This window comes from Aggregatibacter actinomycetemcomitans DSM 8324 (assembly GCF_000372365.1).
Lineage (GTDB): Bacteria > Pseudomonadota > Gammaproteobacteria > Enterobacterales > Pasteurellaceae > Aggregatibacter > Aggregatibacter actinomycetemcomitans.
In genome coordinates this window covers 105,095-127,403 of record NZ_AQUU01000002.1, presented here as the reverse complement: position 1 = coordinate 127,403, position 22,309 = coordinate 105,095, and the positions used below count along the sequence as shown (strand labels likewise).

Below are 22,309 nucleotides of genomic sequence, written 5' to 3'. Positions count from 1 at the left end.
AGTGATTGCCTTAAAACGCCGCGGCGACCCAAAGTCCGCCGAACATGTCGTATAACACGCGATTAAGCAGGTACAACACAAAAACTACCACCATCGGCGAAAAGTCGATCATGCCGGTATTCGGCAGGATTTTACGAACCGGGCGTAACACCGGTTCGCTTAATTGATACAAAAGATATTGGGTTTGACCGGCGCCACGATTAAACCAGCTTAGAATAGCGCCCACCAACAACACATAAAAAATCGCTTCGCCGATACTATGCACCACGCTTAACACGCCGATAATGGCATATTCAAACAGGGACGCGGCTCCGATGGTGCCGAACAGATTCAACAACGGGAATTTCACCAATCCCAAAATAAAACACGCTAATAAAGCGGCGGTGTTCACGCCCTTGACCGTCGGCGCCAATTTGCTTAACGGCACCACCACCGGCTGAGTGGCTTTGACTAAGGCTTGCGATAACGGATTATAAAAATCCACGCCCGCCAGTTGAAACCAAGTGCGTAAAATTAAAATGAAGCTATATACGCTAATTGCCGTCGCAATAAGAAATTGAATTGAATTCATGCTGTTTCCTTAAAATTATAACCAGCCTTTACGTTTGAAATACCAATACGGCGCAAACGCCGCCAGTGCCATTAAACCCAATGCCATCGGATAACCAAATTTCAGTCCCAGCTCCGGCATATCGCTGAAGTTCATGCCGTAGTTGGATGCCACCAATGTCGGCGGTAGAAAAATTACCGACACAACGGAGAAGATTTTAATAATGCGGTTCTGCTCAATATTAATGAAACCCATCGCGGCTTGCAGTAGGAAGTTCACTTTTTGGAACAGGGATTCATTATGCGGTTGTAAGGACTCAATGTCTCGTAAAATTTCACGCGCCTGCTCCAACTGGTTCGCCGGTAAGCGGGTTTTGCGCACCAAAAAACTTAACGCACGTTGCGTATCCATCAAACACAAACGCACTTTGGAACTGGTGTCTTCTTGTTCCGTTAAGGTTGCCAGGGCTTCGTCGAAGGCTTCCCCTTGGGTGCCGTCCAACACCACACGGCTTAATTTTTCCAAATCCGCGTACACGTTTTCAATCACATCCGCCAGCTGCTCGATTTTAGTTTCAAACAAATCCAGCAATAATTCATAGGAATTACATTCAATTAAACGCTGATTACGGGAACGCATACGATATAAACGGAACGCCGGTAATTCGCGATCACGCAGGGTAAACAAACGCCCGTCGCGAATGGTGAACGCCACACTGGCTAAATCCGCATAATCGTTTTCATCTTCACAATAAAAGAACGAGTGCAGGTGCAAACCGTCTTCGTCTTCAAAAAAACGTGCAGATGCCTCGATGTCTTCTAATTCCAGAAAGGATGCCAAACTCTGACCCAAACTTTCCTGCAACATGTCACGCTCTTCCACGGTCGGTTCCAGTAAATCGATCCAAATGGCGGTATTTAACGGCTCGGTGGTTTCGTCAATGCGAACCAGACGAGCATCTTCAAGGGCAAAGGCATTTATCATTTTGTCATACTCCCGATTGGATAATGCACAACGCGATGAACAACGATCAAACGAATAAATTACAGACAACAACGAAAGGGCGGTCGTTTTTACGCGTGTTTTTTAACGACAAAAAGCTAACGACAAAAAAGTGAGCTGTAATAGATGAATCTTTTGCAAATTTTCGTTTGGCGAAAAAGATGCCGAAAAAGAGAAAGGTAAAAGATACTTACCCGCGAAACTATCGCCGATAAGTGAGACGGGCGATAGTTACAGTGAAAACTCCGTTCGGTATCGACTGTGACTGTCCAAAGTGTGTGTCCTCTTGTTACTAAATCGCGCGCAATGTTACGCCTGAACGCCTGATTCGTCAAGGCGTTATGCTTTGAAAAATCAAATTGGCTTCTCTACAACAAGCCCTCCTAACGAAACCTTTCAGACATAGGACAATACTATGGAATTTAATGCACAACCACCAAAGCCGGCACGCTATTTTTTGTACGGACTTTAGACAGGTTGAATTGAATTTTCGAAATAAGCATAAGGTGGGTTTGATAATCCTCTAAAAAACACCGGAAAAACCGACTGCACAACAAGCAACGCTTTTAAACGTCGGCTATGCCGACGGCCCAAAAGGGGAACAACCAAGCCGGCCTTGATTATGAGCACTTTTTTATTCCACCTTCCACCAAATCAGTGCCCATTTGTGTTGTCCGTGCGCAATGGGTTCGTTGTTCTGTTGTTTTTGACGATAAAACGCCGCCAGCCCCTGTTTTTCTTTTTCACTCAACTGTCCTAACGAAAATTCGACGGAGTTGAGTAAATCCTCGTAGGTCTCGCCCATAAAACGACCGGATTCCGTTTCGATGAAATTCAGATTGGCTTGAATGCCTTTTTGGTAAAGCCGATTAAGCAAATAAATGTAACTCGGAAAGCCGATGTCTTCGCGCCCGATGGCGCTGAAAACCCCTTCATCTAAAAAATGCCGTTGTGTGATAGACGTAAGATAAACGCGTTTTTTCGCTTTGGTGCGAAGTTTGTCGATCATATCGTCCAAATCATCCACCAAAGTGGAACGCGACGCTAAAACCACATCCGCCTGCGGCACATCTGCCCAATCCTCCACCCAGGAACGGTGAATTAAGGTGACATTTTCCAGTTGCAGCTTTTGCTTATAATCCGCCAGCACATCAAGCATCCCCACGCTGTAATCCAACGCGTAAACCTGTCGGCATTGTTGCGCCAAAGGAAGGGCAAAGGTGCCCGGTCCGCAACCGATGTCGAGCACGGTTTCATGCGACTGCACCTGTATGGTTTGCAGCAATTGCTGATTGTAACGACTGGTTTTGCCTACCGGATTTTCCGCCATTTTCGTCGCCTTTTTATCCCATTTTTCCGATGGCAAATTGTAATGATGGCAGGCGATAAGATGTTGTTTATAGAGTTCGTTAAAATCAATGTCGTCAATAGTCATGTTTTTTCCTACTCCTAAAAGTGCGGTCGTCTTCGAGAATGAATTTTACTGCAATGCTATATGCTTTTAAATATAACGTGAGCAGGATTTACGCTATAAAAAAACCGCACTTTGATTGCTCAAAAGTGCGGTCGGTTCTACAAACAATTCTGGTTAATGATTTATCTCACCTTCAATCGGTTTGATGTTTTCATCAAATTCCGGTAGCGGTTTGTGTTCGCTTGCGATGTAAGAATAAATCACCGGCAACACGAACAAGGTGAACAGCGTACCGATTGCCAAACCGGCAACGATGACGATACCGATACTGAAACGGGACACCGCGCCGGCACCGGTTGCGTAAAGCAACGGAATAAGACCGGCAATCATCGCAGCGGTAGTCATCAGAATCGGACGCAACCGCACTTTCGCCGCCTCGGTAATGGCTTCAATACGGGTTTTACCGTGGTTTAACTGTTCTTCTTTCGCCACTTCACACATCAAAATACCGTGTTTGGTGATCAAGCCCACCAGCGTAATCAAGCCCACCTGCGAATAAATGTTCAGGGTACTGCCCGCCACGCCAATAAAGCCGAAGAAGTTGAGTGCCAACAACGCACCACTAATTGCCAGCGGTACGGAAATCATGATCACCAATGGGTCACGAATGGATTCAAACTGAATCGCCAGCACCAAGAAGATGATAACCACCGCCAACACGAAGGTCACCGCTAAGGCATTGCCCTCTTGTACCAACTGACGCGCTTCGCCTTTAAAATCGTAGTTATAGCCTTGTGGTAATAACTCTTGGGCGTTGTCTTGCAACCATTGGATGGCATCCCCGATGGAAGAACCCGGCATTGGCACAGCACTGATTACAGCAGAGTTCAACTGGCTGAAACGTGGTAATGAGCTTGGCTGCGGTTCTAATGACATAGTAACCAGGCTACTTAACGGTACAGATTTGCCGTTGGCTGCGCTGACATAATAATTTTTCCAGCTTTCCGGCGATAAACGATTTTCACGTTTTACCTGTGAAATAATTTTATAGGCGCGACCGTCAATATCTACCCGCTCAACCGTTGCTGCAGAAAGAAAACTACCCAATGTGGCACTGATTTGTTGCATGGTGATGCCGTAAGTACCGGCTTTTTCACGGTCTATTTTAATGTGCATTTGTGCCGTATCAAATTTCAAATCCAAGTTCGTGTAAACGAATTTACCTGATTTTTGCATCGCTTCCAAAAATTTACCGGCAACACTTGCCAAATCATTATAACCTTGTGATGTACTAATGATAAAACCAATTGGTGGTCCTTGTTCTCCGGTGTTAATTTCCGGGAAAGCGAAGCCACTGACGGACACTTCCGGAATGGATTTCGCTTTGTTGTTCAATTCTTCCAATACTTGCGCCTGACTCTTGGAACGTTCGCTCCAGTCTTTTAAGGTCACTACGTTAAGAGATTGGTTGGAACTCGGCACACCGGAAATGGTCATGGCGAACTGCACTTCAGGCGTGTTGGTCAGAATTTCCTGGTACGGTGCCATGGCAGCTTGCACATAATCCACGTTCACGTTAGAAGGTGCAGAACCGATTGCCAAGAATGCGCCCTTATCTTCCGCCGGCGTCAACTCGCTGGATAGCGATTTAAACAACACCGGCAGGGTCGCAAAAATAATAGCAGCGAACACCAACATACATTTACGGTTTTGCATCACTAAATCCAAAATGTATGCGTAAATATTGTTAACCCTCGTTAAAGTGCGGTTCACACGTTCTTCCAATTTACTTGGTTGATCGTGTGCTTTCAGTAATTTACTGGTCATCATCGGCGACAGAGTTAATGCCACGATACCGGAAATGAACACCGCACCGGCAAGGGTTAAAGCAAACTCTTTAAATAACGTACCGGTAATCCCGCCCATCAATGCCATCGGAGAATACACCGCAATCAAAGCGATAGTCATAGAAATCACCGGCACGGCAATTTCACGGGTCCCGATAATCGCTGCGCGGAATGGGGTTTCGCCCAGTTTAATGTGACGGTCAACGTTTTCCAATACCACAATGGCATCATCCACCACCAACCCAATCGCCAAAATCAAGGCAAGCAAGGTCATCAGGTTAATGGAGAAATCCAAGGTTTGCAGCATCATGATTACTCCGATAAGGGAAATCGGAATGGTAATCACCGGAATCAAAATCGCACGGAAGGAACCGATAAACATGGTAATCACCACTAACACGATAATGGTCGCTTCAATGATGGTTTTCACCACTTCATCAATGGAGTTATTGATAGCAATAGTGCGGTCATACAAAATGTCGGTTTGAATGGCATCCGGCAGGTTATTTTTAATGTTTTCATACAACGGCAGAATTTTTTCTGCTACGGTTAACGGGTTTGCGGAAGAGGTCGGATTAATCGCCAACACCACCGAATCGGCACCATTCGCCACCGCACGGGCGGTATCGCTGGATTTATTCAATTCAATATCCGCAATATCACGTAAGCGAACCAATTTATCGCCACTGGAATACACAATAAGTTTGCTTAATTCATACACGGATTTCGTGGTGGTATCCACTTTGTTTTTATATACCACATAAAAACCGTTATCGTTACCTGCCGCCGTTTGCACGTTATTTGCCGACAAGGCGGACATCACTTGTGTCGCGGAAAGATTTTGCGCCGCCATTTTTTGCGGATCCAACCAAATACGCAGCGCATATTCGGAGGCCCCGAAAATTTGCACGCTCGCCACCCCTTCAACGGTGAAGAACTGCGGTTTTACCACACGTTCAATGTAGTCGGTCACCTGGCTGGCATCTAATTTACCGGAGCGGAAGCTAATATACATAATCCCCGAACCACCGGTTGATGAGCTCACTGTCGGGTCTTCTATCCCCTTTGGCAACTCGGAACGTACCGAGTTCACCTTCGCCAACACATCGGCAAGTGATGCGTTCGGGTCAGTATTTAATTTCATTTTTACCGTAATGGTAGAGCTGCTCGGGCTACTAGAGGAAGACATATAATCCACGTTATCTGCCTGCGTCACCGCTTCCTCCAGCTTCGAAGTTACAAATGCCTGGATCAAGTTGGCATCTGCACCGGGATACACTGTGGAAACCTGAATTACGGTTGTGGTCATTTTAGGGTATTCACGCACCGTCAATTTGGAAATCGCCTGCAACCCAAGAATGATAATTAACAGGCTGATTGAAACCGCAAGTACCGGGCGTCGAATAAATATATCGGTAAATTTCATTCGCTGGTCCTAATTAGAGGTTAGTTTTACTTGCCGGTTGAGTGGTACCCACGCCTTGTTTATCCACAACAATCACTAACGAGCCGTTGCTTAAACTTTGCTGACCGCCGGTAATGATTTTATCGCCGATTTTCACTTCATCGCCTTTTAATTGAGAATAGATGCCTTGGCGATCTTTGGTAAATACGGTGATTTGATGGGCGCGGTACATTTTGTTTACATCGCCTTTTGAGGCGAATTTTTCTTCATCAGAAAGTGCGGTCAAAATATAAAGTGATTCGCCATACATGTTGTAGCTCACCGCCACTTGCGGCACCACGATTTGATCGTATTCCGTCTGCAATGCCACGTTTAAACGGGTAAACATACCGGATAATAATTTCACTCCATCCTCCGGCTCGAATGTGGCTTGCACATCAACTAAACCGGTAGAAGAACTGATTGCCGGTTCGATAGCAGTCACTTTCGCAGCAAAGGTTTCCCCTAAGCGGGCATCGGCAGTGGCAGTCACTTTTTGACCAAGACGTAATTCATCCAACAAATTTTGTGCAATGGAAAAATCCACTTTCATGGAACTGCGGTCTTCCACACGCACGATTTCGGTGCCGTTTGATACATATTGCCCCACATTCACTTTCACAATACCCGCCTTGCCGTCAAACGGTGCAAGGATTTGGCGACGCTCAACGGTGGCTTTTAAAGATTCCACATTGGCAACCTGCGCATCATACGCTGCTTTGGCGTTATCCAATTCCTGGCGGGAAACGCCACCGCTTTTTGCCAGATTCGCATAACGTTGATAGGTTTGACGCAACGAAATCACTTGCGCTTCGGCAGCCCGTAAACCGGCGCGTTCAACGGAACTATCTAATTCCACCAACACATCACCTTTCTTGACGTTTTGTCCGTTCTCCACTAAAACTTTTGAAATCGTACCCGCACTTTGTGCACTTAATATAGCCCCTTGGTTCGGACGCACCAGACCGGTGGTTTCAATAACCGGTGTCCACTGTTGCGAAGTAACAGTCATTGCTGTCACCGGTGACGGGGATTCGCCTTGATTGGCAAGGAAATCCGCAATGCCTTTTGATTTCATATAATTCATCACAATCATTGCGGCAAAAAGTAATACGAATACACCCAAAGCCAGTTTCAAAAAGAACACATGGGAACGCTTTGGTCTGTTGATTTGAGCTGAACTCATAAAAACTCCGTAACTATTTCTTGAATTAATTTTTAATAGCAAGCCAAGTCCGTTCAATGACGGCCTCCAGCATTTCCATTGAAACCTGCGCGCAAAAATGTCGGCATTTAAAGGCGATATTGAAAGCACTTTCCAATGAAATCGCAAATAAAATAGGAGGAGGCACATCAGCCAGTTCTCCCGCCGCCTTTGCTTTGACGCAAAAATGATACCAGATGCTGTCACTTTCCCATTTTTGACAAATATCGGAAAAGCCCGGCAAAGACTCGTATTGCCCCATATTCGCCATGATAGTAGGTTCCGCTTCTAAGAAATGCCAAATATTCCACCACATTTTTCGATATTGCTGAAAAAACGGCTGCCTCTCATCATAGCCTTCCTTCAACACATCCTGGAAATTTTGAAAAATATATCGGGCAAACTGGGTCAGCAATTCCTCTTTATTTTTAAAATAAATATAAATCGTCCCCGGCGAGATTTTTGCTTCTCTGGCAATCTTGTGCATAGACAAGTTTGGCAGCCCCACCGTTGCCATTAATGCATCGGTGGCAGTAAAAATCCGCTCGATCATATCCGTTTCAGATTGATTCATAGTAAATTAATAAATTGAGTTAATCGTTAGAAGTGCGGTGAAAATTTTTTTCAAATCGCACATTTAGGTAGGTTACAAACAGTCAATACATTGCGCTGAATGAACGTTCGTTCATTTTATTGATTTTTTCTTGTTTGGCAAGCTGAAAATAAAAAAAGTGCGGTGATTTTTTACCGCACTTTCTCATTCATCTTGACGATTACATCCCGATAACTACGCAACTAATCACGCTTTTGGCTTTTTCCTGCATCTTCACCGCGGCATTACGATCACCTGCCGGACCAACCACCACGCGGTTCCAATCGGCACTTTCATTCACCCTCGCCGGCAAGCCGAGTATCGCCAGACGCGCCTGTAAATTTTCTGCTTGCCCTTTGTTTTTGAAAGCACCGCATTGTAAACCGTATTTTCGCTCGCCGCCATTGGATGCCGGGGTTTGCGGTGGCGCAGGTTGCGGTTCAGGTTTCTTTGTTGATTCGGCTTTCACCGTTTGCTCCGCTTTTTTCTCTTCTCTCGGTGGTGTAGCTTTCTTCGCTTCTACCACTTGAGGCTGCGGTTTTGGTTGTTGTTGCGGCGGTTGCTGCGCTGTAAATTGACCAGACTGTTGTGCCGCTTGTTGTTGAGCTTCTGCCGCTTTGGTTTTCGCCAGCTCTGCCTGTTTCTGTTCTTTTTCCATTGCCTGTAAAATCTTGCGTTGTTCTTCCGTTAAACGCATATTTTTATCTAACGATTTCGGGTTGTCATCAATAGGCACAGTGCGGGTTTCCAAGGCTTTAATATAGCTCCACACTTCTTCCGGACGATTCGGTAACACGCTTTTCGGTTGCGTTTTTTCTATGGTTTCTACCGGTTGCACCACCGGTTCCGGCGCTTTTTCTTTTAATAAATAAAGACCGAATGCAAACGCCGCCACAATCACGCCGGCAATGACAAATAATAGGGGTTTATTACTTTTTTTCTGTTTCTTCTTTTTCTTCGCGCCATTGCGGGCGGCGTAATCACGTTGTGCCACAATAAAACCTGTCTCAATAAAACCAAATGAACAATGAAATCACAATGATAAAAAACGCCGATAATTCTACGCAAAAATTGTGCCATTGACTACCGCAATCGCGAATAAACTAACTCAGATCCAACGGATCCACGTCTAAAATCCACCGCACTTTTGTGGGTTGATCGCCCTGATAACGCCAAAATTCCGTCAACACCTGCTGCAACGCCGCTCTGGAAGGATGCTGCAACAATAGCTGCCAACGATATTGCCCCGCTTTTTTACTGAACGGCGCCGGCATCGGGCCGAGAATTTGCAACTCGGGCGCCGTGTTTCGCTTAATCTGTTGTAAATATTCGACAAACTGCGCCAGCAATTGTTCAGCTTCTTCGCTATAACGGCTTTGCGCTTTGAATAATGCCTGCGAACCGAAAGGCGGCAAGCCTATACTTTTACGCAACGCCAAGGCATTTTGCGCAAATTGGCTATAGCCTTTTTGTAACAGACTTTGCAGTAACGGGTGTTCGGGGTAATGGGTTTGTAATAACACTTCCCCTTGTTGCGAACCGCGCCCTGCACGTCCCGCCACCTGCATATAAAGCTGTGCCAATCGTTCTTCCGCACGAAAATCCAATGAAAACAAAGCACTATCCACATTCACCAATGCCACTAAGGTGACATTCGGGAAATGATGCCCTTTCGCCAGCATTTGGGTGCCGATAAGAATTTGGCTTTTGCCTTGGTTAATATCTTCCAAATAGTCTTCCAGCTTGCCTTTACGTGCCGTTGTGTCGCGGTCGATACGGGCAATGCCGTAGTTAGGGAACGCCTCTTTTAACGTCGCTTCCAGTTGTTCCGTGCCTAAGCCCGTGGTGATTAATTGGGTGGAACCGCAATTGCCGCATTGGCGTGGAATCGGCTTTTGTGAAGCACAATGATGGCAGCGCAACACATGATGTTGCTGATGATAAGTGTAAGGTTTATCGCAGTGGCGACATTCCGCCATCCAGCCGCATTCGTGGCACAACAGTACCGGCGCAAAACCGCGCCGATTCAGAAATAGCAACACCTGATTGCCTTTTTCCAAATGCGCCTGCATACGTTTTAACAACACATCGGACAGCCCATTGTGAATAGGTTGACGTTTTAAATCGATAATCTGCTGTTTAAGTGCGGTGGAATTATTGGCTTTTTCCGACAACGACAAATGGCGATATTTACCGCTTTGCACGTTATTCAGACTTTCCAAACTTGGCGTTGCCGATCCCATTAAAATCGGGATATTCAGCTGTTTCGCATACACAATCGCCAAATCGCGCGCGTGATAACGCCAGCCGTCCTGCTGTTTGAAAGAGGCATCATGTTCTTCATCAATAATAATCGCGCCCAACTCGGCGAATTGCGTGAACAACGCAGATCGGGTGCCGATAACGACCGCACTTTGCCCATTGCGCGCCCGCTGCCACACCTGCAAACGCTGAGTATCGTTCAAATTGGAATGCAGCACGTCAATGACCACATTAAAACGCGCCTGAAAACGCCGTACCGTTTGTGGCGTTAAACCGATTTCCGGCACCAACACCAGCACCTGCTTGCCCTGCTGCAAAATATCTTCGATAAATTGCAAATAGATTTCTGTTTTGCCGGAACCCGTCACGCCGTCCAACAACCACGGGACAAAACCCTGAGTAAATTTCAACTGACTGAACACTAACGCTTGCGGCTTGTTTAACGTTAAACGATCCGCCTTATTCACAAGCGGCTTATCGCCTAATTGTTGCTGCCAGGTTTGGATTTCCGTTTCCAGAATAACTTCCGTGACGTAATCTTTGGCTTTCAGCGCCGACCAAATCGCCGCACTAAAAGGGTTATTGCCTTTTTCCGGCAAATCATTCGCCGCCTGCAACGCTTCAAGCTGCTTCTTCGCGCGTTTCAATAAACCCTGCGTCAATGCCTGCTCACCAAGTGCGGTCGGTTTCCAAAAAACACTTGGTTTTTCCACCGCACTTTCGCCCTGCCGCAATTTCACCGGCAACGCCTGCGACAACACTTCCCCCAAGGGCGCGTGATAATACCCCGCTGCCCACTGCAAAAACTGCCAACTTTGCGGGGAAAATAAGGAAACCTCATCAAGATAAGCCTGAACCGGTTTCAACTGCTCCATAGACACATCCGACTGCTCCGCCACCTCAACCACCACGCCAACACGTTTCTGCGTCCCAAACGGCACCCACACCCGCGCCCCCACGACAACATTCAGCGACGTCGGCAGGATATAATCAAAATAGCGATGTAACGGCACAGGAAGCGCAATTCGGGCAAATGACATGGACGGAAATTCAGTGAATAAAATGGGTTCGGAATATAGCATTTTGGGGGATTGTTGTCTATTTGGGGGAGAATAGCTCTGTTGTTTGGGGTTTAATTTCACTTGGATAAGGGATAAAATACCGTCAAATTTAAGGAGCAAGAAATGCGTACGGGATGAATGAAAAAGCATCTTAGCTAAGAAGCAAATATGAAAATTTATATTTCCCTCTTTTGAGTATCAATCCATGAAAAATCACAATGAAAATCAATCAATTACAATAGTAACAGCATTCTTTGATATTGGTAGGGGTAACCTCCAATCAAAAGAAGAATTTCCTAGTTACCTCACCAGAACAAATGATACCTATTTTGAATATTTTACCAAACTGGCAACTTTAGATAATCCAATGGTAGTTTTTACAAGTTACGAGCATATTGAGAGAGTAAAGAATATCAGAGGAACCAAACCTACAACAATTATCCCGTTTGATATTAATAAATTTCGTAAAACCTTAGATTCAATTAAAAATATTCAAAAAAGTGAAAGCTTTACTTCTAAAATCAATCCAGAAGTGATCAAGAACCTTGAGTATTGGCTTCCAGAATATGTCTTAATAAATAACTTAAAACCATACTTTTTATATAAGGCAATAAAGTCAAAACTAGTTAAAACCGAACTTGTAGCATGGGTAGATTTTGGATATGTAAGAAACGATGAAACGCTGAATAATATCAAAGAATGGCAGTATAATTTTGAACTAAATAAAGTAAACTTTTTTACAATAAGAAAAAATTATAAACTAAAATCAAAAGAAGATGTTTATCATGCAATGTTTAATAATATTATATATGTTATTGGTAGCGTAATAGTCAGTTCAAGAGAACAATGGAAAATTTTCTTTAAAGATATTTTATCCACACAAAAGAGGTTACTTAGAACACAAATAGTAGATGATGACCAAGGTGTTTATCTAATGTGCATTTTTAATAAAAAGGATAATTATAAACTAAATTACTTAGGAAAAGACAATTGGTTTCATATATTTAGAAAATATGATAAAACCAGTAAAATATCATTAAAAGAAAAAATAAAAGATATATTTATCTAACTTAATCTACTGGTATTTATTTTTTAAATACGCATAAAAACTACCTGTCTCACACTTTGCTAAATAAGTTAGTTTATGCTGATTACATTTTGCTGTAATCTTATCTAACTTATTTCTATCAAAAGGATTATTCAACTCAGAAAATAATAAATGTGGCAAAGTATCATCAACCAATTCAAACTCTTCAATCAAATTTTCTTTTTTTAGCTTATCGAAGAGGATTTGAAAAAAGAAGTAGTGAGGAATATTCTCCTGTGTTTTCCAAAAAAATAATAGCAACTGAAGTAAGATATGTATTGTTACATTTCCTTTTTTAGAGATAATAAAGCTATTTAAAATATTTACCCGACTTTCTTTATCCCATAAAAAATACTCTCTATTTAGATTCTTCCACATTGCCTTATTAGTTGCTTTAGGGCTTCGAGAAAACATGAAAAAATCTGAACTGCCTAATTGTTTTGTAATAGGTGCTGTAAATAAAATTGTTGCATCAACCCATATTCCACCATAGCATTCCAACAAAGCTAACCTAAGCAGGTCTGAGAAAAATGCATGACGAAAATTAGGATTCTTTCTTTTTTCAGAAACGAAATCAGGAAATTCAATATATTCAATCAAATTTTTATCATCCAGATAGATGACCTCATAATCACCTTTATTTTCTTGAACTGAACGACGACAGATTTTAACAATATCAGGCAATTCTTCACTTTCCCAACCCTGTCCCCAATATTGCCAAATGATTTTCTTATTCCCTAAATCCTTTTTAGGCTTAACCATAATTTCATCTAATTCACCATTAAGATAAAGGGAAATGACCTCTTTCCAACAATTTGCAACATGATTTTGTTGAGATAAATTAGCTTTTTTGGCGAGCCATCTACGAATCGGTTTTGGAATCAAACCGGTATAGAATATTTTATAAGGTTTATTGCTTATTCTATGAATAACATTAAAAAATGTTGCATTAGATGAAAACAAAGTTGAGAGTGAGGAATATTCTTTTTTCATAATATCATCTACATAAAACGAACTATTTCTTTACCTAGTATTTCCCTAATGCGTTGCTGTTCTTTCCATTTTTCTTTATTTATTGCCCGTATAATATTCTCTTTTATTCGGGATAGGCGTTGTTTTAATGTTTTCTTTTTTCGTATTTTAGGTTTATTTTTTCTTTCTTGTTCCAAATTGCTCACTAATAAGCTTGCCTCTTGATTTAATTGTAATTCCTGAACACAAATTGCTGGATTCAATTGATATACCCGATAGTCGGTAGCGTTAATCTGTTGATTAAACATTATTTCATCAATCGGTTTAATTTCTTCTGTGGTAAGCTTTTCAAACAACGCAATGAGATATTTAGCCGCGCCTTGAGATATTACATATCCTGCCGTGCCAAAATGCTTGGACGTTAAAATATCAATATCACGTTGCTGAAAAGGAGGAATCTGCGCTTGTTTTTCAAGCTGAACAGGCATGAGAAAGGTTTCCAAACGCAGGACAAAAATCTCTTGAAAATTGAACCGCACTTTTAGCCACTCATCTTCGGCAAGAAACTTATTGGCATTTTCACCAAGCAAAATATCATCTTCAAAAAGCGTAACGTAGTCTAAGTTTTCATCAATACATTTCTTCCACAGCATGAAGTGGCTCATTAAACAGCCTTTTTCTCCCATGGTGAGCTGAGCGGCGTTCGCAACATTCGGAAGATAGCGCTGCAAATGATCGGTCAATTTATCGGATGGCGTAAAAGCATCAAAAAATTCAAAGGGAATATTTTGATGAGTAAATTGTTCAATAATGTGGTTTCTGCGTTGTTCAGCCGTCGAAATGCTGATAACAAAATTTTTATTTTCCGTGGAATTCATAGAGATACATGAAATTGTGCCTTAGGTTAGGCGCTATCTTACTATCTTAAGACAATGAAATGAATAGCTCTGCTCATAAAAAGATAACCTCGCAGCCACATGGTGCTGCTTGAATTGCGCTTTTTTTTTCTGTAAAATTCGCAGCCTTACACACAAACGTGCCATTTTAGAATGGCGTAATATTAATCTCGTGCGGTGTCAGGGATTGCTTCTGCGATTGGCTTGATAGCGGCATGGCTTCAAATTTGAGGTTTTCTATGAAACAAGGTATTCATCCTGAATATAAAGAGGTTACTGCGACCTGTTCTTGCGGTAACGTGATCAAAACCCGTTCAACCTTAGGCAAAGACATTAACCTTGATGTGTGCGGTAAATGTCACCCATTCTACACAGGAAAACAACGTGTTGTTGACACCGGTGGCCGCGTTGAACGCTTTAACAGCCGTTTTAAAATTCCAGGTACAAAATAATCTGAATTTTAGCCCTCGCGATTGCGGGGGTTATTTCCATTCGACCTTAAGGTAATGTGTTTATGGATAGCGCATACAATCTTCCCCCAATCTTCGTTATCAGCTTAAAAAACTCTCACCGTCGTGAATTTATAGCAAAGCGTTTAAATGGGCTTGGCTTGCAATTTGAATTTTTTTATGCGGTTTATGGGAAAGCGTTGAGCGAAGAAGAGCTTACCAAGGTGGATTATCAGTATTATCAGGATTTCGATAATAAACGTCTGACACTGGGTGAAATCGGATGTGCCTTAAGTCATATTCAAGTATATGAACACATCAAAAAAAATAATATTGCTGAAGCCATCATTTTAGAAGACGATGCAATTGTTTCGACCCACTTTAAAGCGATTTTGCAGGCGGCTATTGAGAAACTGCCTTCGCGTTACGAGATTCTCTTTTTCGATCATGGCAAAGCCAAATCTTACCCGTTAATTAAAAAGTGCCTGCCTGAAGGTTATAAACTGGTTCGTTATCGCTACCCTTCAAAAAATTCCCGTCGCTCAATCATGAAAGCAACCGCTTATATGGTGAATCTGGCGGGTGTAGAAAAACTCTTAAAATACGCTTATCCTTTGCGTATGCCGGCGGACTTCGTTACGGGTTTTATTCAAAAAACACGTATTCACGCGTATGGCGTTGAGCCCTCCTGTGTCTTTGAGGGCTTAGCGGTTGAAAGCGAAATTAATTCTATTGAAGATCGATACAAGAAAGCATAAATGAAAGCATTACTCCGAAAAATCCGTTTAGCCTTAGGCAAAATGTTGCTAGACAAAAATGTTCAGGGGCAGGCTTTGCCGGCAAATCCGAAAATTATTGTGTTACAACAAGACGGAAAAATCGGAGATTATATTGTCAGTTCATTTATTTTCAGAGAATTAAAACGACATAACCCTAAAATGCAGGTTGATGTTGTATGTTCACCTAAAAATGTCAATTTATTTGAACAAAATCCATCTATTGATCATTGTTTTATTTTAAATAGAAAAGAACATTGCGCTTACAGCAGAATGGGAAAACAACTTTCACATGAACATTATGATGTATTAATTAATTTACCGGTATTATTACGGAATCGTGATTTGTGGCTAACCCGATTAATTCATGCAAAAAATAATATCGGCTATAAAAAACAAAACTACAAACTATTTAATTTGAATGTTACTCAAGATCAATTACATTTTTCCAAAGTTTATGCAGAAGCCATTAAATGATGTGGTGTAAAAGATATTAATCTTGAATATGACATTCCAAATCACAGTGATAAAAAAGAAGATATTGCAAATTTCATACAAAAAAATCATCTTGTCGATTGCATCGCTATAAACTTTTTTGGTGCAGCCGGCACCAGAAAATTTACGGAACAAAACATTTATCGGTTTATGGAAAAATTTAAAGCCGAAAATAAAAAAGCGCTGTTACTAACTTACCCCGAAGTAACCCCTTTGTTAAAAACGATAGCAGAAAAATATACCAATGCTTTTATCTATGAAAATACTGAAAATATCTTTGATACGATAACATTACTTCATTATACTAGCCTCGTTATTTCTCCTGATACCTCTATTATTCATATTGCAGCAGGATTAAATAAAAAAATTATTGGATTTTATAAGCTCGCTGATAAAGAAAACTTTACGCATTGGAATCCAAACTGTAAAAATAAAACATATATCCTTAATTTTATTGAAAATGTCAATGAAATCTCTCCCGATGAAATTAAATCAGAATGGTTAAAATAAATTAATTTTATGTCAATAACAAAAAAACTCGTTGCTAAATTAGCCGGAAAACGAAAAGCAGAAAACATAGATTTAATAATGATTAAATCGGTGTTGTTAAAACCCATTGGCGATGCTATTGGCGATGCTGTTGCCCATACCGCGCATTTAAAACAATTAAAACTTGCCAGCCCAGAACTGGTGATTGGCGTGATCGTTACAGAAAGGAATCGGGACATTTTTGCTTATTCCGATTTAGTTGATGTTCTCCTGGAGGACAAACCTTTAACCTATATTTCTCAATGCCGTAAATGGGATCTCTATTTGGATTTTCAGCCAACTTACACCACCAAGTCTATTATTTTAGAGAAGCTGTTATCACCGAGGTACATTATTGTGTTTAATAAAAAACATAAGGAAAATTATAATTTAGATACAATCAAAAATTATAATTTCGCTTGTCCACAAAATGACACAACACATATTTCTGAATATTTGAATGATTCTGCCATTTCTGCTTATTTAGATCCAAAGGCTGTGGAATATGCTTTAATAAATCAGGAAACCATTAGATTTGAAGTGCTTTGGGGCGATAAAGTGAGAATTTTATTGGCACCTGAAGGCAGTACCAGAAAAATTCCGGCAAGCGAATTTGCCGAATTATTAAATTCACTTTCCCCAACGATTGTAGAAAATGTACTTTTTGTGCTAACAAATACGAAAGAAAGTGCCACTTATTTCGAAGAATTAATTTCATTATGTGATAACAAAATTCAGATAAAATTATCACCTAAAACCACAATTCAGGAATATATCCAGCTTGTTTCTTCTGCGGATTTAATTATTAGTGTTGATAGCGGAACGGTTCATCTTGCTACAGCCCTGCAGAAAAAAGTCTTGGCATTTTATGCGCGGAATATCGCCAATTTTTGCCGCTGGCAACCTAAAGGCAAAGCAGAAGTGCCTTATAAAGCGATTATGAGCAAAACCGAAAGCGATTCCAACAATCACACCTGCGATTTCCCCATGGACGAAGCGGCAGATTGGGTAAATCACTTATTTCAAACACTGCCGAAACACTAAGGTTATCCCTTCTTCTGGCACGTCGGGCAATAAAAACTATTCCGTTGCCCGATGACTAAACTCTCGATTTTTGTACCGCACTTCGGACATGGTTTGCCTTTGTTGCCGTAAACCAGCAATTCTTGTGCAAAATACCCCGGTCTGCCGTCGGGCTGGAGAAAATCTTTTAGCGTGGTGCCGCCTTGTTCAATGGCTTTGGCAAGCACCGATTTAATGGTATCCACCAAGCGTTCGCATTGTTTTCGAGTTAGATTAGCGGCGAGCTTCAAAGGATGTAACCCGCACAGAAATAGACTTTCATTGGCATAAATGTTGCCAATACCAACCACCACGGTGTTATCCATTAATACGGTTTTAAGTGCGGTTGTTTTTTTGTGTAATTTTTTAAACAAGTACTCTGCATTGAATTCCTCTGATAGCGGCTCAGGTCCCAGTTTTAAGAATAAATGGAATTCATCCAATTTTTCCGTCCAGAGCCAGGCACCGAAACGGCGGGGATCGTTATAACGCAGTAATTTGCCGTTATTCACCACAATATCAAGATGATCGTGTTTATCAATCGGGCTGCCATGAAACACAATACGCACCGTTCCCGACATCCCCAAATGTCCGATGATGTAACCCTGTTCGGTGTGAATAACCAGATATTTGGCGCGACGGGTTAAATCCAAAATTTTTACATGATGCAACTCTGCCAATTCAGGCGATACAGCCCAGCGCAGTTTCGGCTGGCGGACTACGATTTTTTCAATAACATAATCTTTCAGATAAGGACTCACACCGCGTACGGCGGTTTCCACTTCAGGCAGTTCGGGCATTTCTTTCTCCAAAATCCGTGGGGCGGGAAAATATTGATACAAAAAAACCCGAACAAGATCGGGTTTTTCAATTCGTACAAATTATTTGATTTTTGCTTCTTTATAAACAACGTGTTTACGCACTACAGGATCAAATTTTTTGATTTCCATTTTCTCAGGCATATTACGTTTGTTTTTTGTTGTTGTGTAGAAATGACCTGTTTCAGCAGTAGAAACTAAACGGATTTTCTCACGAGCACCTTTTGCTGCCATTTGTTAGCTCCTTAGATTTTCTCGCCACGAGCACGGATTTCAGCTAAAACTGCATCAATGCCTTTTTTATCAATAATACGCATACCTTTTGCAGTTAAGCGTAATGTTACGAAACGGTTTTCACTGTCAACCCAGAAACGGTGTGTGTGAAGGTTAGGAAGAAAACGACGACGAGTCGCATTCATTGCATGTGAGCGGTTGTTCCCCACTGCCGGACGCTTGCCTGTTACTTGACAGACTCTAGACATATTAATCTCCAATAATGAAATATAAGCTCGAGCTTACGGTTCGGAATACTTCAAAAATAACTTTTGAGAGTGACCTCGTCAGGTCGCAACCCGACCCGCGTACTATATTAAAGGTCGTGCATTATACTCACTTTATCTTGTATTCTCAAGCCTAAATCCTGAATTTGCTTACATTAAAGCTAAAATTTATCTAAAAGTGCGGTGGATTTTAAAGAAGATTTTGTTCCGCAAAGGAAAAATAACGTCCATTGCCGATCACGAAATGATCCAGCACGCGAATATCCACCAAATCCGCCGCCTGTCTGATGGTGTCGGTAATTTGTTTATCGGAAATGCTCGGTTCCGCCACGCCGGAAGGGTGATTATGCGCCAAAATAATCGCCGCCGCATTACAAGCCAAGGCTTCTTTAATGATTTCACGCGGGTACACCATCGCTTTATTAATGGTGCCGAGAAACAGGCGTTCCTGCTTAATCAGGCGATGTTGGTTATCCAGAAAAAGCACCATAAAAATTTCCCGCTCGATATTTGCCAGCTCCGTCTGTAAGTACATTTTCACAATGTCGGTTGAAGTAAAACAGTGGGTCTCTTTTAATTCTGCAAACAAATAACGGCGGGTCATTTCAGTACAGGCTTGCAGCTGAATAAACTGCGTAACGCCAATGCCTTTCACAGCGCAAAACTGCTTTTGGTCGGCACGAATTAACTCGCGTAAAGAACCAAAATGTTGCAATACATTTTTCGATAACTGCATCACCGGGCAGTCCTTAATTCCCGTACGCAAAAAGATCGCCAATAGTTCATCGTCCGTCAAAGCGGCAGCACCGTATTTTAATAGCTTTTCCCTTGGCATTAATGCTTCATTCATTTGCCGAACCTCTCTAAAAACAAAAGATTCGCAATTAATTCATAATGTTATCAAAAATTGGAAAAGCCCGTGCAAAAGATGGAACCGGGATCGCAAAAATAAGATTTTTGATTGAATAATAATTCAAGTAGAATAGGCAAACTCATTTTCCAGCCGGGCAAACCATGGGGTTTAAGCATGATAAATATAGAAAATAAACGCATTGTCGTGGGCATTACGGGCGGAATTGCCGCTTACAAAACCATTGAATTAATTCGTTTATTACGCAAAGCCAATGCGCAGGTTCGAGTAGTATTAACCCCCGCCGCGGCAGAGTTTGTCACACCGCTCACCTTGCAGGCAATTTCCGGCAACGCTGTGGCACAATCCTTATTGGATCCGCAAGCGGAGCTGGCAATGGGTCACATTGAATTGGCAAAATGGGCGGACGCGGTGCTGATCGCCCCTGCCAGTGCAGATTTTATTGCCCGTCTCACCGTGGGCATGGCGAACGATTTATTATCCACCCTTTGTCTTGCCACCAACACACCGATTTTGCTGGCACCGGCAATGAATCAGCAAATGTACCGCCAGGCAATAACGCAGCAAAATCTGACCGCACTTTTAAGCCGAGGCGTGCAACTTATCGGACCGAATAGCGGCGAACAAGCCTGCGGTGATGTCGGTGCCGGGCGAATGTCCGAACCGTCGGAAATTTTCACCGCACTTTGTGACCATTTTGCCATACAACAGGATTTGGCGGGCATAAATGTTGCCATTACCGCCGGTCCGACCCGCGAAGCCATCGATCCCGTGCGTTATATTTCCAATCACAGCTCCGGCAAAATGGGCTTTGCCATTGCCGAAGCCTTCGCCAAACGTGGGGCGAATGTCACCTTAATCGCAGGTCCTGTTAATCTTGCTACGCCGAAAAACGCTTCCCGCATTGATGTGACGTCCGCGCAGCAAATGTGGCAAACCGCCCTTGAGTGCGCTGTGAAAAGCCACATCTTCATTGGCTGCGCCGCCGTTTCGGATTATCGCGTTGCCGACATTGCCGAGCAGAAAATTAAAAAATCCGGCGAGGAAATGACGTTAAAACTCATTAAAAATCCCGACATTATTGCCGACGTCGCCTATCTTGCCGAAAATCGTCCGTTTGTGGTGGGCTTCGCTGCCGAAACGCAACATGTCGCCGATTACGCCAAAGACAAATTACAACGCAAAAATCTCGATATGATTTGCGCCAATGACGTGTCCGGCGGGCAGGTTTTCGGCGCGGATCAAAATGCGTTGCAACTATTTTGGAAGGGTGGAGAAAAAGTCTTACCGTTGGCGGATAAAAATAAATTAGCTGAAATATTGGTCGATGAAATTGTAACGCGTTATGGGAAATAAAAAACTCCGTAAAAAATGACCGCACTTTATGATAAAAATCACCGATTTCTTTAAAGGTAAACATCACAATGAAAAAAATTGACGTAAAAATTTTAGATCAACGCATTGGTAAAGAATTTCCTCTGCCGACTTATGCTACGGAAGGTTCCGCCGGTTTGGATTTACGTGCCTTAATTGACGAATCTATTGCGATTCAACCGGGCGAAACCACACTTATCCCGACGGGATTATCTATTTATATTGCCGATCCGAATTTGGCGGCGGTGATTTTGCCGCGTTCCGGTTTGGGACATAAGCACGGTATCGTGTTAGGAAATTTGGTGGGGTTAATCGACTCCGATTATCAAGGCCCGTTAATGGTTTCCGTGTGGAATCGTGGCGCCGAACCGTTCAAAATTGAAGTAGGCGATCGCATTGCCCAATTGGTTTTCGTGCCGGTGGTGCAGGCCGAATTTAATATCGTCAGCGAATTTAATGCCACGGAGCGTGGTGAGGGCGGCTTTGGGCATTCGGGTAAACACTGATGGAACAGGCGAATAAACGTAGTATCAAAGAACGCCGCCAGCAAGTGCTAACGGTGCTTACCCATATGCTCCATTCCGAACGTGGTATGGAACGCATGACCACCGCCCGTTTGGCGGCGGAAGTGGGCGTGTCGGAAGCGGCGTTATACCGTTATTACCCGAGTAAAACCAAGATTTTTGAAGCCCTTATTGAGAACATCGAAAGCACGTTGCTTAATCGGATTTCGCAGTCCATCAAACACGAAACCAACACCATGCAACGGGTAAAAGACATTATGCAGATGATCTTGGATTTTGCCCGCAAAAACCCCGGTTTAACCCGCGTGTTAACCGGTCACGCGTTGATGTTTGAAGACGCCAAATTACAAGCCCGCGTCGCCACCTTTTTTGACCGCTTGGAATTGCAATTTGTGAACATTCTGCAAATGCGAAAATTGCGTGAAGGACGTGGCTTTAACGTGGATGAACGGATTATCGCCGCCCACTTGGTGACCCTCTGCGAAGGGCAGTTTATGCGTTATGTGCGTTCCAACTTTCGCCATATGCCGAATCAGGGTTTTAACCAGCAATGGCAACTGATGGAAAGCTTATTTGCATAA

The 22,309-nt window shown here is 42.6% G+C and carries 23 protein-coding genes; 9 read left to right on the top strand and 14 right to left on the bottom strand.

Annotation, left to right across the window (positions count from 1 at the left end):
* Nucleotides 1-10 precede the first annotated feature (10 nt).
* From A3CS_RS0101785 to priA, 8 genes are all read right to left on the bottom strand, one after another.
* Nucleotides 11-571: a YggT family protein gene (locus A3CS_RS0101785; protein ID WP_005540756.1), complete on the bottom strand. Its 561-nt coding sequence runs from the start codon at nt 569-571 to the stop codon at nt 11-13.
* Nucleotides 572-586: 15 nt separating this feature from the next.
* Nucleotides 587-1,534 carry a magnesium/cobalt transporter CorA gene (corA, locus tag A3CS_RS0101780; RefSeq protein ID WP_005540755.1) on the bottom strand — a complete coding sequence of 316 codons (948 nt, stop codon included), beginning with the start codon at nt 1,532-1,534 and terminating at the stop codon, nt 587-589.
* 652 nt (nt 1,535-2,186) lie between these two features.
* Nucleotides 2,187-2,987, bottom strand: coding sequence for a class I SAM-dependent methyltransferase (locus tag A3CS_RS0101775; protein ID WP_005544922.1), 801 nt, complete (start codon nt 2,985-2,987; stop codon nt 2,187-2,189).
* A 153-nt stretch (nt 2,988-3,140) separates the two neighbouring features.
* Nucleotides 3,141-6,239 (bottom strand): multidrug efflux RND transporter permease subunit AcrB, encoded by a 3,099-nt coding sequence (acrB, locus tag A3CS_RS0101770; RefSeq protein ID WP_019518179.1) that lies wholly within the window; start codon nt 6,237-6,239, stop codon nt 3,141-3,143.
* 13 nt (nt 6,240-6,252) lie between these two features.
* Nucleotides 6,253-7,443: a multidrug efflux RND transporter periplasmic adaptor subunit AcrA gene (gene acrA / locus A3CS_RS0101765; protein WP_005544926.1), complete on the bottom strand. Its 1,191-nt coding sequence runs from the start codon at nt 7,441-7,443 to the stop codon at nt 6,253-6,255.
* A gap of 25 nt (nt 7,444-7,468) precedes the next feature.
* A complete protein-coding gene (locus tag A3CS_RS0101760) occupies nt 7,469-8,035 on the bottom strand; it encodes a TetR/AcrR family transcriptional regulator (protein ID WP_005544928.1) in 567 nt (188 codons plus the stop codon).
* A gap of 199 nt (nt 8,036-8,234) precedes the next feature.
* Complete coding sequence (gene ftsN, locus A3CS_RS0101755; protein ID WP_019518178.1) at nt 8,235-9,047, bottom strand: cell division protein FtsN; 813 nt, start codon at nt 9,045-9,047, stop codon at nt 8,235-8,237.
* Nucleotides 9,048-9,156: 109 nt separating this feature from the next.
* A complete protein-coding gene (priA, locus tag A3CS_RS0101750) occupies nt 9,157-11,355 on the bottom strand; it encodes a primosomal protein N' (protein WP_169331096.1) in 2,199 nt (732 codons plus the stop codon).
* A gap of 226 nt (nt 11,356-11,581) precedes the next feature.
* On the opposite strand from priA, the gene yibB reads away from it, so the two are divergent.
* Entirely contained in the window at nt 11,582-12,445 is an 864-nt protein-coding gene (gene yibB / locus A3CS_RS0101745; protein ID WP_005542853.1) for a protein YibB, read from the top strand.
* Nucleotides 12,446-12,451: 6 nt separating this feature from the next.
* Here the strand turns inward: yibB and A3CS_RS0101740 are convergent, their stop codons facing one another.
* On the bottom strand, nt 12,452-13,456 hold the full coding sequence (locus A3CS_RS0101740; protein WP_012820859.1) for a capsular polysaccharide synthesis protein: 1,005 nt from the start codon (nt 13,454-13,456) through the stop codon (nt 12,452-12,454).
* 8 nt (nt 13,457-13,464) lie between these two features.
* Nucleotides 13,465-14,313: a glycosyltransferase family 25 protein gene (locus A3CS_RS0101735; protein ID WP_005544937.1), complete on the bottom strand. Its 849-nt coding sequence runs from the start codon at nt 14,311-14,313 to the stop codon at nt 13,465-13,467.
* Between the two features lie 257 nt (nt 14,314-14,570).
* On the opposite strand from A3CS_RS0101735, the gene rpmE reads away from it, so the two are divergent.
* From rpmE to A3CS_RS0101715, 5 genes are all read left to right on the top strand, one after another.
* Nucleotides 14,571-14,783 carry a 50S ribosomal protein L31 gene (gene rpmE / locus A3CS_RS0101730; protein WP_005542845.1) on the top strand — a complete coding sequence of 71 codons (213 nt, stop codon included), beginning with the start codon at nt 14,571-14,573 and terminating at the stop codon, nt 14,781-14,783.
* A 62-nt stretch (nt 14,784-14,845) separates the two neighbouring features.
* Nucleotides 14,846-15,538 carry a glycosyltransferase family 25 protein gene (locus tag A3CS_RS0101725; protein WP_005544941.1) on the top strand — a complete coding sequence of 231 codons (693 nt, stop codon included), beginning with the start codon at nt 14,846-14,848 and terminating at the stop codon, nt 15,536-15,538.
* Nucleotides 15,539-16,033, top strand: coding sequence for a glycosyltransferase family 9 protein (locus A3CS_RS1000000112165; protein ID WP_019518177.1), 495 nt, complete (start codon nt 15,539-15,541; stop codon nt 16,031-16,033).
* Nucleotides 16,034-16,201: 168 nt separating this feature from the next.
* Entirely contained in the window at nt 16,202-16,561 is a 360-nt protein-coding gene (locus A3CS_RS1000000112160) for a glycosyltransferase family 9 protein (protein WP_019518176.1), read from the top strand.
* A 9-nt stretch (nt 16,562-16,570) separates the two neighbouring features.
* The gene (locus tag A3CS_RS0101715; RefSeq protein ID WP_005544945.1) at nt 16,571-17,623 is read left to right on the top strand and encodes a glycosyltransferase family 9 protein; all 1,053 of its coding nucleotides are present in this window, start codon (nt 16,571-16,573) and stop codon (nt 17,621-17,623) included.
* A 2-nt stretch (nt 17,624-17,625) separates the two neighbouring features.
* Here the strand turns inward: A3CS_RS0101715 and mutM are convergent, their stop codons facing one another.
* From mutM to radC, 4 genes are all read right to left on the bottom strand, one after another.
* Nucleotides 17,626-18,441, bottom strand: coding sequence for a bifunctional DNA-formamidopyrimidine glycosylase/DNA-(apurinic or apyrimidinic site) lyase (mutM, locus tag A3CS_RS0101710; RefSeq protein ID WP_005544946.1), 816 nt, complete (start codon nt 18,439-18,441; stop codon nt 17,626-17,628).
* An 81-nt stretch (nt 18,442-18,522) separates the two neighbouring features.
* Nucleotides 18,523-18,693: a 50S ribosomal protein L33 gene (rpmG, locus tag A3CS_RS0101705; protein WP_005544948.1), complete on the bottom strand. Its 171-nt coding sequence runs from the start codon at nt 18,691-18,693 to the stop codon at nt 18,523-18,525.
* An 11-nt stretch (nt 18,694-18,704) separates the two neighbouring features.
* Nucleotides 18,705-18,941 carry a 50S ribosomal protein L28 gene (gene rpmB, locus A3CS_RS0101700; protein WP_012820861.1) on the bottom strand — a complete coding sequence of 79 codons (237 nt, stop codon included), beginning with the start codon at nt 18,939-18,941 and terminating at the stop codon, nt 18,705-18,707.
* A gap of 208 nt (nt 18,942-19,149) precedes the next feature.
* Entirely contained in the window at nt 19,150-19,809 is a 660-nt protein-coding gene (gene radC, locus A3CS_RS0101695; RefSeq protein WP_005544952.1) for a RadC family protein, read from the bottom strand.
* A gap of 177 nt (nt 19,810-19,986) precedes the next feature.
* Between radC and coaBC the strand changes: the two genes are divergently transcribed.
* The 3 genes from coaBC to slmA all read left to right on the top strand — a co-directional run bounded on the left by coaBC (nt 19,987) and on the right by slmA (nt 22,309).
* Nucleotides 19,987-21,186: a bifunctional phosphopantothenoylcysteine decarboxylase/phosphopantothenate--cysteine ligase CoaBC gene (gene coaBC / locus A3CS_RS0101690; RefSeq protein ID WP_005544954.1), complete on the top strand. Its 1,200-nt coding sequence runs from the start codon at nt 19,987-19,989 to the stop codon at nt 21,184-21,186.
* Nucleotides 21,187-21,254: 68 nt separating this feature from the next.
* Nucleotides 21,255-21,710 (top strand): dUTP diphosphatase, encoded by a 456-nt coding sequence (gene dut / locus A3CS_RS0101685; RefSeq protein ID WP_005544956.1) that lies wholly within the window; start codon nt 21,255-21,257, stop codon nt 21,708-21,710.
* Nucleotides 21,710-22,309, top strand: a complete 600-nt coding sequence (slmA, locus tag A3CS_RS0101680) for a nucleoid occlusion factor SlmA (protein WP_005540234.1) — start codon at nt 21,710-21,712, stop codon at nt 22,307-22,309. The genes dut and slmA overlap by 1 nt, the downstream gene beginning before the upstream one ends.

Bases quoted from the DNA above. Each gene is read 5' to 3' on its own strand.
- A3CS_RS0101785 (WP_005540756.1), bottom strand. From the start codon at position 571: ATGAATTCAATTCAATTTCTTATTGCGACGGCAATTAGCGTATATAGC.
- corA (WP_005540755.1), bottom strand. From the start codon at position 1,534: ATGATAAATGCCTTTGCCCTTGAAGATGCTCGTCTGGTTCGCATTGAC.
- A3CS_RS0101775 (WP_005544922.1), bottom strand. From the start codon at position 2,987: ATGACTATTGACGACATTGATTTTAACGAACTCTATAAACAACATCTT.
- acrB (WP_019518179.1), bottom strand. From the start codon at position 6,239: ATGAAATTTACCGATATATTTATTCGACGCCCGGTACTTGCGGTTTCA.
- acrA (WP_005544926.1), bottom strand. From the start codon at position 7,443: ATGAGTTCAGCTCAAATCAACAGACCAAAGCGTTCCCATGTGTTCTTT.
- A3CS_RS0101760 (WP_005544928.1), bottom strand. From the start codon at position 8,035: ATGAATCAATCTGAAACGGATATGATCGAGCGGATTTTTACTGCCACC.
- priA (WP_169331096.1), bottom strand. From the start codon at position 11,355: ATGTCATTTGCCCGAATTGCGCTTCCTGTGCCGTTACATCGCTATTTT.
- yibB (WP_005542853.1), top strand. From the start codon at position 11,582: ATGAAAAATCACAATGAAAATCAATCAATTACAATAGTAACAGCATTC.
- A3CS_RS0101740 (WP_012820859.1), bottom strand. From the start codon at position 13,456: ATGAAAAAAGAATATTCCTCACTCTCAACTTTGTTTTCATCTAATGCA.
- A3CS_RS0101735 (WP_005544937.1), bottom strand. From the start codon at position 14,313: ATGAATTCCACGGAAAATAAAAATTTTGTTATCAGCATTTCGACGGCT.
- rpmE (WP_005542845.1), top strand. From the start codon at position 14,571: ATGAAACAAGGTATTCATCCTGAATATAAAGAGGTTACTGCGACCTGT.
- A3CS_RS0101725 (WP_005544941.1), top strand. From the start codon at position 14,846: ATGGATAGCGCATACAATCTTCCCCCAATCTTCGTTATCAGCTTAAAA.
- A3CS_RS1000000112165 (WP_019518177.1), top strand. From the start codon at position 15,539: ATGAAAGCATTACTCCGAAAAATCCGTTTAGCCTTAGGCAAAATGTTG.
- A3CS_RS1000000112160 (WP_019518176.1), top strand. From the start codon at position 16,202: ATGGAAAAATTTAAAGCCGAAAATAAAAAAGCGCTGTTACTAACTTAC.
- A3CS_RS0101715 (WP_005544945.1), top strand. From the start codon at position 16,571: ATGTCAATAACAAAAAAACTCGTTGCTAAATTAGCCGGAAAACGAAAA.
- mutM (WP_005544946.1), bottom strand. From the start codon at position 18,441: ATGCCCGAACTGCCTGAAGTGGAAACCGCCGTACGCGGTGTGAGTCCT.
- rpmG (WP_005544948.1), bottom strand. From the start codon at position 18,693: ATGGCAGCAAAAGGTGCTCGTGAGAAAATCCGTTTAGTTTCTACTGCT.
- rpmB (WP_012820861.1), bottom strand. From the start codon at position 18,941: ATGTCTAGAGTCTGTCAAGTAACAGGCAAGCGTCCGGCAGTGGGGAAC.
- radC (WP_005544952.1), bottom strand. From the start codon at position 19,809: ATGAATGAAGCATTAATGCCAAGGGAAAAGCTATTAAAATACGGTGCT.
- coaBC (WP_005544954.1), top strand. From the start codon at position 19,987: ATGATAAATATAGAAAATAAACGCATTGTCGTGGGCATTACGGGCGGA.
- dut (WP_005544956.1), top strand. From the start codon at position 21,255: ATGAAAAAAATTGACGTAAAAATTTTAGATCAACGCATTGGTAAAGAA.
- slmA (WP_005540234.1), top strand. From the start codon at position 21,710: ATGGAACAGGCGAATAAACGTAGTATCAAAGAACGCCGCCAGCAAGTG.